Annotated in this window: 5 protein-coding genes and 1 pseudogene; 4 read left to right on the top strand and 2 right to left on the bottom strand. The window is 34.0% G+C overall.

Features of this window, described 5'->3' with window-relative positions; genetic code table 11:
* Window positions 1-401: 401 nt before the first annotated feature.
* The 4 genes and pseudogenes from RTP99_RS27725 to RTP99_RS27940 all read left to right on the top strand — a co-directional run.
* On the top strand, window positions 402-1,526 hold the full coding sequence (locus RTP99_RS27725) for a helix-turn-helix domain-containing protein (protein WP_000659018.1): 1,125 nt from the start codon (window positions 402-404) through the stop codon (window positions 1,524-1,526).
* A 16-nt stretch (window positions 1,527-1,542) separates the two neighbouring features.
* Window positions 1,543-2,556, top strand: coding sequence for an alpha/beta hydrolase family protein (locus RTP99_RS27720; RefSeq protein WP_000141808.1), 1,014 nt, complete (start codon window positions 1,543-1,545; stop codon window positions 2,554-2,556).
* A gap of 148 nt (window positions 2,557-2,704) precedes the next feature.
* A complete protein-coding gene (locus tag RTP99_RS27715) occupies window positions 2,705-2,875 on the top strand; it encodes a DUF4083 family protein (protein ID WP_000478432.1) in 171 nt (56 codons plus the stop codon).
* A gap of 218 nt (window positions 2,876-3,093) precedes the next feature.
* Window positions 3,094-3,222, top strand: a pseudogene (locus RTP99_RS27940) (DUF2262 domain-containing protein); the annotation flags it as partial.
* A 140-nt stretch (window positions 3,223-3,362) separates the two neighbouring features.
* On the opposite strand, the gene RTP99_RS27710 reads toward RTP99_RS27940, so the two are convergent.
* Window positions 3,363-4,793: an IS4-like element ISBce8 family transposase gene (locus tag RTP99_RS27710; protein ID WP_192825584.1), complete on the bottom strand. Its 1,431-nt coding sequence runs from the start codon at window positions 4,791-4,793 to the stop codon at window positions 3,363-3,365.
* A 174-nt stretch (window positions 4,794-4,967) separates the two neighbouring features.
* Window positions 4,968-5,498, bottom strand: coding sequence for a GNAT family N-acetyltransferase (locus tag RTP99_RS27705; protein WP_000239769.1), 531 nt, complete (start codon window positions 5,496-5,498; stop codon window positions 4,968-4,970).
* Between the last annotated feature and the right edge of the window lie 257 nt (window positions 5,499-5,755).

Below are 5,755 nucleotides of genomic sequence, written 5' to 3'. Positions count from 1 at the left end.
TTCTGAGGGGAGTTGGGGGCAGCGATGCCCCCCGCTTACCCGACTAAATAAGCTGTTCACTGGATTCCCGTAGAAAACTGTGATGAGATGAGGTTTTTGATTTTGAAGTACTTCAAAATCTTAGCTAGGTGGCTATGTATCGGTACCCCACAATAAAAAGAGGCTGTCTCATAAGTCTCTTTCGAAGTAAGATCACATGAAATTGAAAAGGCAGAAACGTTATAAAATCAGCGTTTCTGCCTTTCGCTTTTTATTAGATTTTGGCTAAAAAGCACCTTTTGGGACAGACTCTTTGATTTTAGAGACATGTTTCCTAACAGTTGATTTCGTTAACGAAAGTCGACTTTAAATCCATATTTTGTGTGAAATAAAAGCATATAATAAAAGTATGAGGTGATGGTGTGAAGGAGATAAACATTCATAAAATAATTGCGGATAAGAGAAAAGAAAAGGGAATTACACAGGAAGAGTTAGCGGCGTATATCGGTATTACGAAGGCATCTGTTTCTAAGTGGGAGACAGGGCAGAGTTATCCGGATATTACATTTTTACCACTGTTAGCATCGTACTTTAATATAAGTATAGATGAACTAATCTGTTATACACCGCAAATGGAACCAGAAGATATTAGGGATTTATATCATAGGCTAGCAGAAGCTTTTAGTGAAAAACCGTTTGATGAAGTAATGGTGGAGTGCAGAGAAATAATTAAAAAATATTATTCTTGTTTTCCGTTATTACTTCAAATGGGACTACTTTTTATTAATCACCATATGTTAACAGAGGATACGGATAAAAGAATTGACATGTTAGAAGAAGCAATGAATCTCTTTAGCAGGGTTCAGGAAGAAAGTGATGATGTTTCTCTTGTGAAAGAGGCGGTATCGTTTCAAGCAACTTGCTATCTTATACTCAATAAACCGAATGAAGTATTGCAATTACTTGGCGGAACGATACGTCCTAACGTTCCAGAGGAAGATCTAATCGCACAAGCGTATCAAATGCTTGGAAATGCTGAAAAGGCAAATGAAATAATGCAAATTAGTATGTACCAACATTTAATACAACTCGTTGCGACAATACCAAATTACGTAGTAGTAAATGCCTCAAACGTTGAAAAGGTAGAGGTGATTTTAAATAGAGCTTTTATGTTAATAGATATATATGAAATAGAAACATTGCATCCCAATATGACTTTAAAAGTATACTATGCTGCTGCACAAGTATATTGTATGCAAGGGAATTTTGAAAAGGCATTAGAAATGTTACGTAAATATGTAGCAGTTTGTACGGCAAGCTTCACAGTAAATAGTCTACATTTACATGGAGATTCTTATTTTGATGCGATTGATGCATGGTTTGCAGAATTTCCACTCGGCGCTAAAACAGTTAGAAATGAAGAGATTATAAAGCGAAGCATGTTACAAAGTATTGCAGAGAATCCAGTTTTCACTCCGATGAAAGATGAAAGAGAGTACAAAAATATAATAGCGAGTTTGAAATTCAAATTAGATATAACTGAATAGAAGGAGGACTAATATAATGACCTTCGATGAATATGAAGTAGCGATAAATAGTGAATTTACGTTGCAAGGTACACTCACTAAACCGAAAGCTGGCGGGAAGTATGCGGCGGTTATCATTATTGCTGGATCTGGGGAAATTGATCGTGATGGAACGATATTACCGCTAAAGCTTGAGTCGAACATATATAAAGATTTAGCACATGTAATGGCGAAGCTTGGAGTAGTGACGCTTCGTTTTGATAAGCGCGGAGTAGGAAAGAGTGACGGGGAATTTCTAAAGACTGGAATGTGGGATTTAGTTAATGATATAGAGTCTACGATTACGTATTTAAAAGAACAGCCATTTGTTGATCCAGAAAATATCATTTTAGCTGGTCATAGTGAAGGATGTATGTTGGCAACTGTAGTAAACGCAAGAACACCAGTAAATGGACTCATACTTCTTACAGGAGCTGCGGAATCGTTAGAAGAAGCTACGAAAAGACAAAGAGAGATTGCTTATAAAGAATTAAAAGAACAAAAAGGAATAAAGGGAAAACTAATGCGCCTTCTCGATGTGGAGAAACGTGGAGAGAAGCAGATGGAAAAAATAAAAGAGAAAATGATGAACACAGAAAAAGATACGATTAAAGTGGGTTTTAAACCGATGAACGCAAAATGGTTTAGAGAGCATTTTCAGCATGACATTTATAAAGATTTACAACAAGTAACATGTCCAGTACTAGCTATTGCTGGTGATAAAGACTTTCAGGCGAATCCTGAAAAAGCGAAGAGAATCGGTGATTATGTGCAAGGGGATTCTGAAGTACATGTAATAAAAGATATGGATCATAGTTTGAAAAGTTTTGAGGGGGATTTTAAAGCTTTAGAGTTTAAAAAGAATTATGAAGAAGGGGCGGGAAAGCCACTTCATCCGATGCTGGAAGAAATAATTATGAATTGGATAAGTACGAATTTTATCTTGCATAAGATCCCTGTATCAACATTAAGTGAATATGAGGGAGATGGAAAGGAGAGTAACTGCCTGTAAAAGACGGATTGTTGTCGGTTAATAATAGGTATGGAAATTAACATCAATGAGACATTATGTTAACTTATTACGAATAACATATACAACCGAAAGTACACAACATATCACTTCTTCTTAATGGTATAATAAGGAAAAAGGGGTCTGAATAATGTTTTTAGGAACCAGTATTTATTACGCTATTACTGCATTGATTATCGGTGTATTGTTGGGTGGAATTATACGTATAATTTTGCATACTAGTAATCGCAAAAAGCAAAATCCAGTTGAGCAAAAGTTAGATAGGATTATTCAATTGTTAGAAAAACAAAATAAGGATTGACTCTCTCCAAACGGGAGGAATTTGCTGTTTTATCGGCAGAGGGGTGAAGTATAGGATACTTCACTGCAATCCAATTAAAGTTTTACTTTCTCCATAATGCGGGTTTTATATAATATGAAAGTCAACGGCTATAACTACTTAAAATATAGCCGTTTCTTTTTTGGGAATAGAAAGGAAATGAAATTATGGAAAAATCAATAAAAAGTGAATGAATTGGAATGTTTATCTTTAATGAAACTTTTCATACATATGAACAAAACGAAGGAAAAGTACATTGGGAATTGGATGTTAGAAATGAGCATGTACACGTATATGAAATGATAAAAAGAGCAGAAAAGCTTTATATGGGGTAGCACCACATTGCTATCAAGCTAAGCTCATACAACGTCAATTAAAGTAGAGGTTGTTTCTTTTTTATAAAATTTATGTGTAGGGAACCTAAAGATTTGCACACGAAATAAACCCTAACGGGTTTCATTTTTTTGAATTAAGCCGCTTGATTATCAGACATGGTACAATTGTAAACGACACCTAATATATCAAAGACTGTTTTCTTCTCATATCGATGAGATTTTCTCCCGTTTTGCTGTAGGAGGTTGAACAGGCGAATTAGAATCTTTGATAGCTCTTGGGTGTCTTTCTGTATTGCTTGGAAAAGAAGAAGAAAGTAATCTTTAATCATATATATGGACTTATATTCACTCAGTTCTCGTTTCTTTTTCATAAGAAGCAATTGTCGCATTTGAAACATGGTAGAAGAACAAAGTAAAATGGCAATCAGTTGTCCATACAAATGGCATTCCAATCGTTCTCGTTTTATCTTTTTACAATGATGTATATGAAAGAATGATTTCCACGTTTTAAATAAAATCTCGATTTGCCAACGTAAAGAATACCAATCATGTACTTGTCCCATTGGGACAATATCTATAGGAGTATTTGTCATATATACATTGATACCACTAAGCCGTTTACTACGAGCAGAATACTTCATTCCTTTCTTTTTTTCTCTTACAGTTTGATCGCGTAATCGTTTTTGTTGTTGTTCTTTTGTTAGTCGATGAACAATCACACGAGTTGGGACTTTATCAGTCATTCCTACATAAGCGTTGGATATTTCGCATGTTTGTCCTGGCTGAAGAGAGTTCATTAAAATCTCCATATCTATCTGGATATACTCTGTACCTTTCTTGATTCTGCCATCTTGAAAATAATCGGGTTTAGGATTTTTTTGATAAATACGTGTATTCGATTTAATACGTGAGATATAATAAGCCTTTTTATCTTGTATATGTTGAAGATCTTTCAAATGAAAATAACCTAAATCTCGGATACATAAATCATTCGCTGTTATAGTTGGGACACACAGGGAACCATAGGTTCGATCATGTTGTTTCCCTGGACCTGTATGAATATGAAGGAACTGTCCACTTAATAAATCATACTCAAGCTGAATTTTCATTCCCGCGGTATGGCTGCATCCTCCTGCACCTGGATAAACGAATGAAAAAGGATCTGGAAGTTGAAATGACGTTGAATCTAGGATACGAATACGCTTGAAAATAGAAGTGTATGGAGAATAGAGCAGCTTAGTTGAAGATAACTTTTGGTTGAGAAGTTCGGCTAACACTTGTTGTAGAAATTGTACGGCTGTGGCATTAAATCGTTGATTCAGTCCTTCGGGACTGATGAGAACTTCTGTTGATGCTTCTAAACAGCTACATAACTGAGTTAAAGAAGTTTTTGCTACACTTTGACTTATCCATACACATAAAGCTATTAAATCTTGTGCTCGATACTTACTTGCTCGCTGTACAAACCCAACATCTCTAGCTAGATTTTGTAAGGTATTTGGGGATAAAAGACTCTGAATCTCCTGTGCAAATAGTTGTAGTTTGTCAGATACAGAAATAGACATACAAAAAACGCCATCCTTTCCTATGATTCTACAGAAAGAATAACGTATTTTTTATTTTGAGGATATTTCTTTTTGCTACCAAACTAACTTTTTTATTAAAGATATAATCCGTATATAAAAATATTTTAAAAATATTTAATTTGATAAGTGAATAGTTAAGAGTCCTTCTTATTTTTAATTATTTATTTTCCACTCGCTGTATAAGATACCCATTTCAATTAAATTCCAATATTCTTGACCACTTTTTCTAGCATCACGTAGGAATCCTTCTTGTTGAAAGCCGACTTTTTTATAACATTTAATTGCAGATTCATTAAAATCGAATACACCTAGAGTTACTTTATGTAATTTTAATTCTTCAAAAGCAAATTTTAAAACAGCTGTCATCATTTGTGTTCCATAACCTTTACCTCTTGAATTTGTTGAGCCAATTAATACTTTTCCTATCCTTGCACTTTCATTAGTTTTGTCGACGTTTCCCAATGAAATATGACCAATGACTTCACTATTTGTTTCGTCTATTGCTTTAAATACATATTTAATAGCATTATCTTTATTAGCGTTTTGTAAATAATTTTTTAATTGTGCATTTGTTAATGGAAATGTAAAAGCAGGTCCACCCCATTGTAAACTAAATTCCGCATTTGGTATCCAATCAATTAATTGTTGAAAATCTTCTTCTGTAAAATACTCCAATTTAACCATATGTTTCTCTCCCTTTCTACCCTTTTCTTAATTTAATTACCAAAATATTCTTTCTTTATTGTATAAGATAATAATAAAAGATGGAATGATTTCTAAATTCACACCATCTTTTTTAAATAACTATTATATTTTTAATCTATCTTGGAGTATATAAGGTGAAATTTTTGTTATGGGGGTACTCTAAAATCTAAGCTTGATAGCGATGTGGTGCTACCCCACATCCATCAACTTAAGGATTTAGACTATTCTTAAACTTA

The sequence above is a fragment of the Bacillus sp. (in: firmicutes) genome (assembly GCF_031983925.1).
GTDB lineage: Bacteria > Bacillota > Bacilli > Bacillales > Bacillaceae_G > Bacillus_A > Bacillus_A pacificus.
Note: the sequence above shows the minus strand (reverse complement) of the source record. Positions and strands in the feature narration are given on the sequence as shown.

Excerpts from the sequence above, each read along its gene's own strand:
- RTP99_RS27720 (WP_000141808.1), top strand. The coding sequence starts at position 1,543 with ATGACCTTCGATGAATATGAAGTAGCGATAAATAGTGAATTTACGTTG.
- RTP99_RS27715 (WP_000478432.1), top strand. The coding sequence starts at position 2,705 with ATGTTTTTAGGAACCAGTATTTATTACGCTATTACTGCATTGATTATC.
- RTP99_RS27710 (WP_192825584.1), bottom strand. The coding sequence starts at position 4,793 with ATGTCTATTTCTGTATCTGACAAACTACAACTATTTGCACAGGAGATT.
- RTP99_RS27705 (WP_000239769.1), bottom strand. The coding sequence starts at position 5,498 with ATGGTTAAATTGGAGTATTTTACAGAAGAAGATTTTCAACAATTAATT.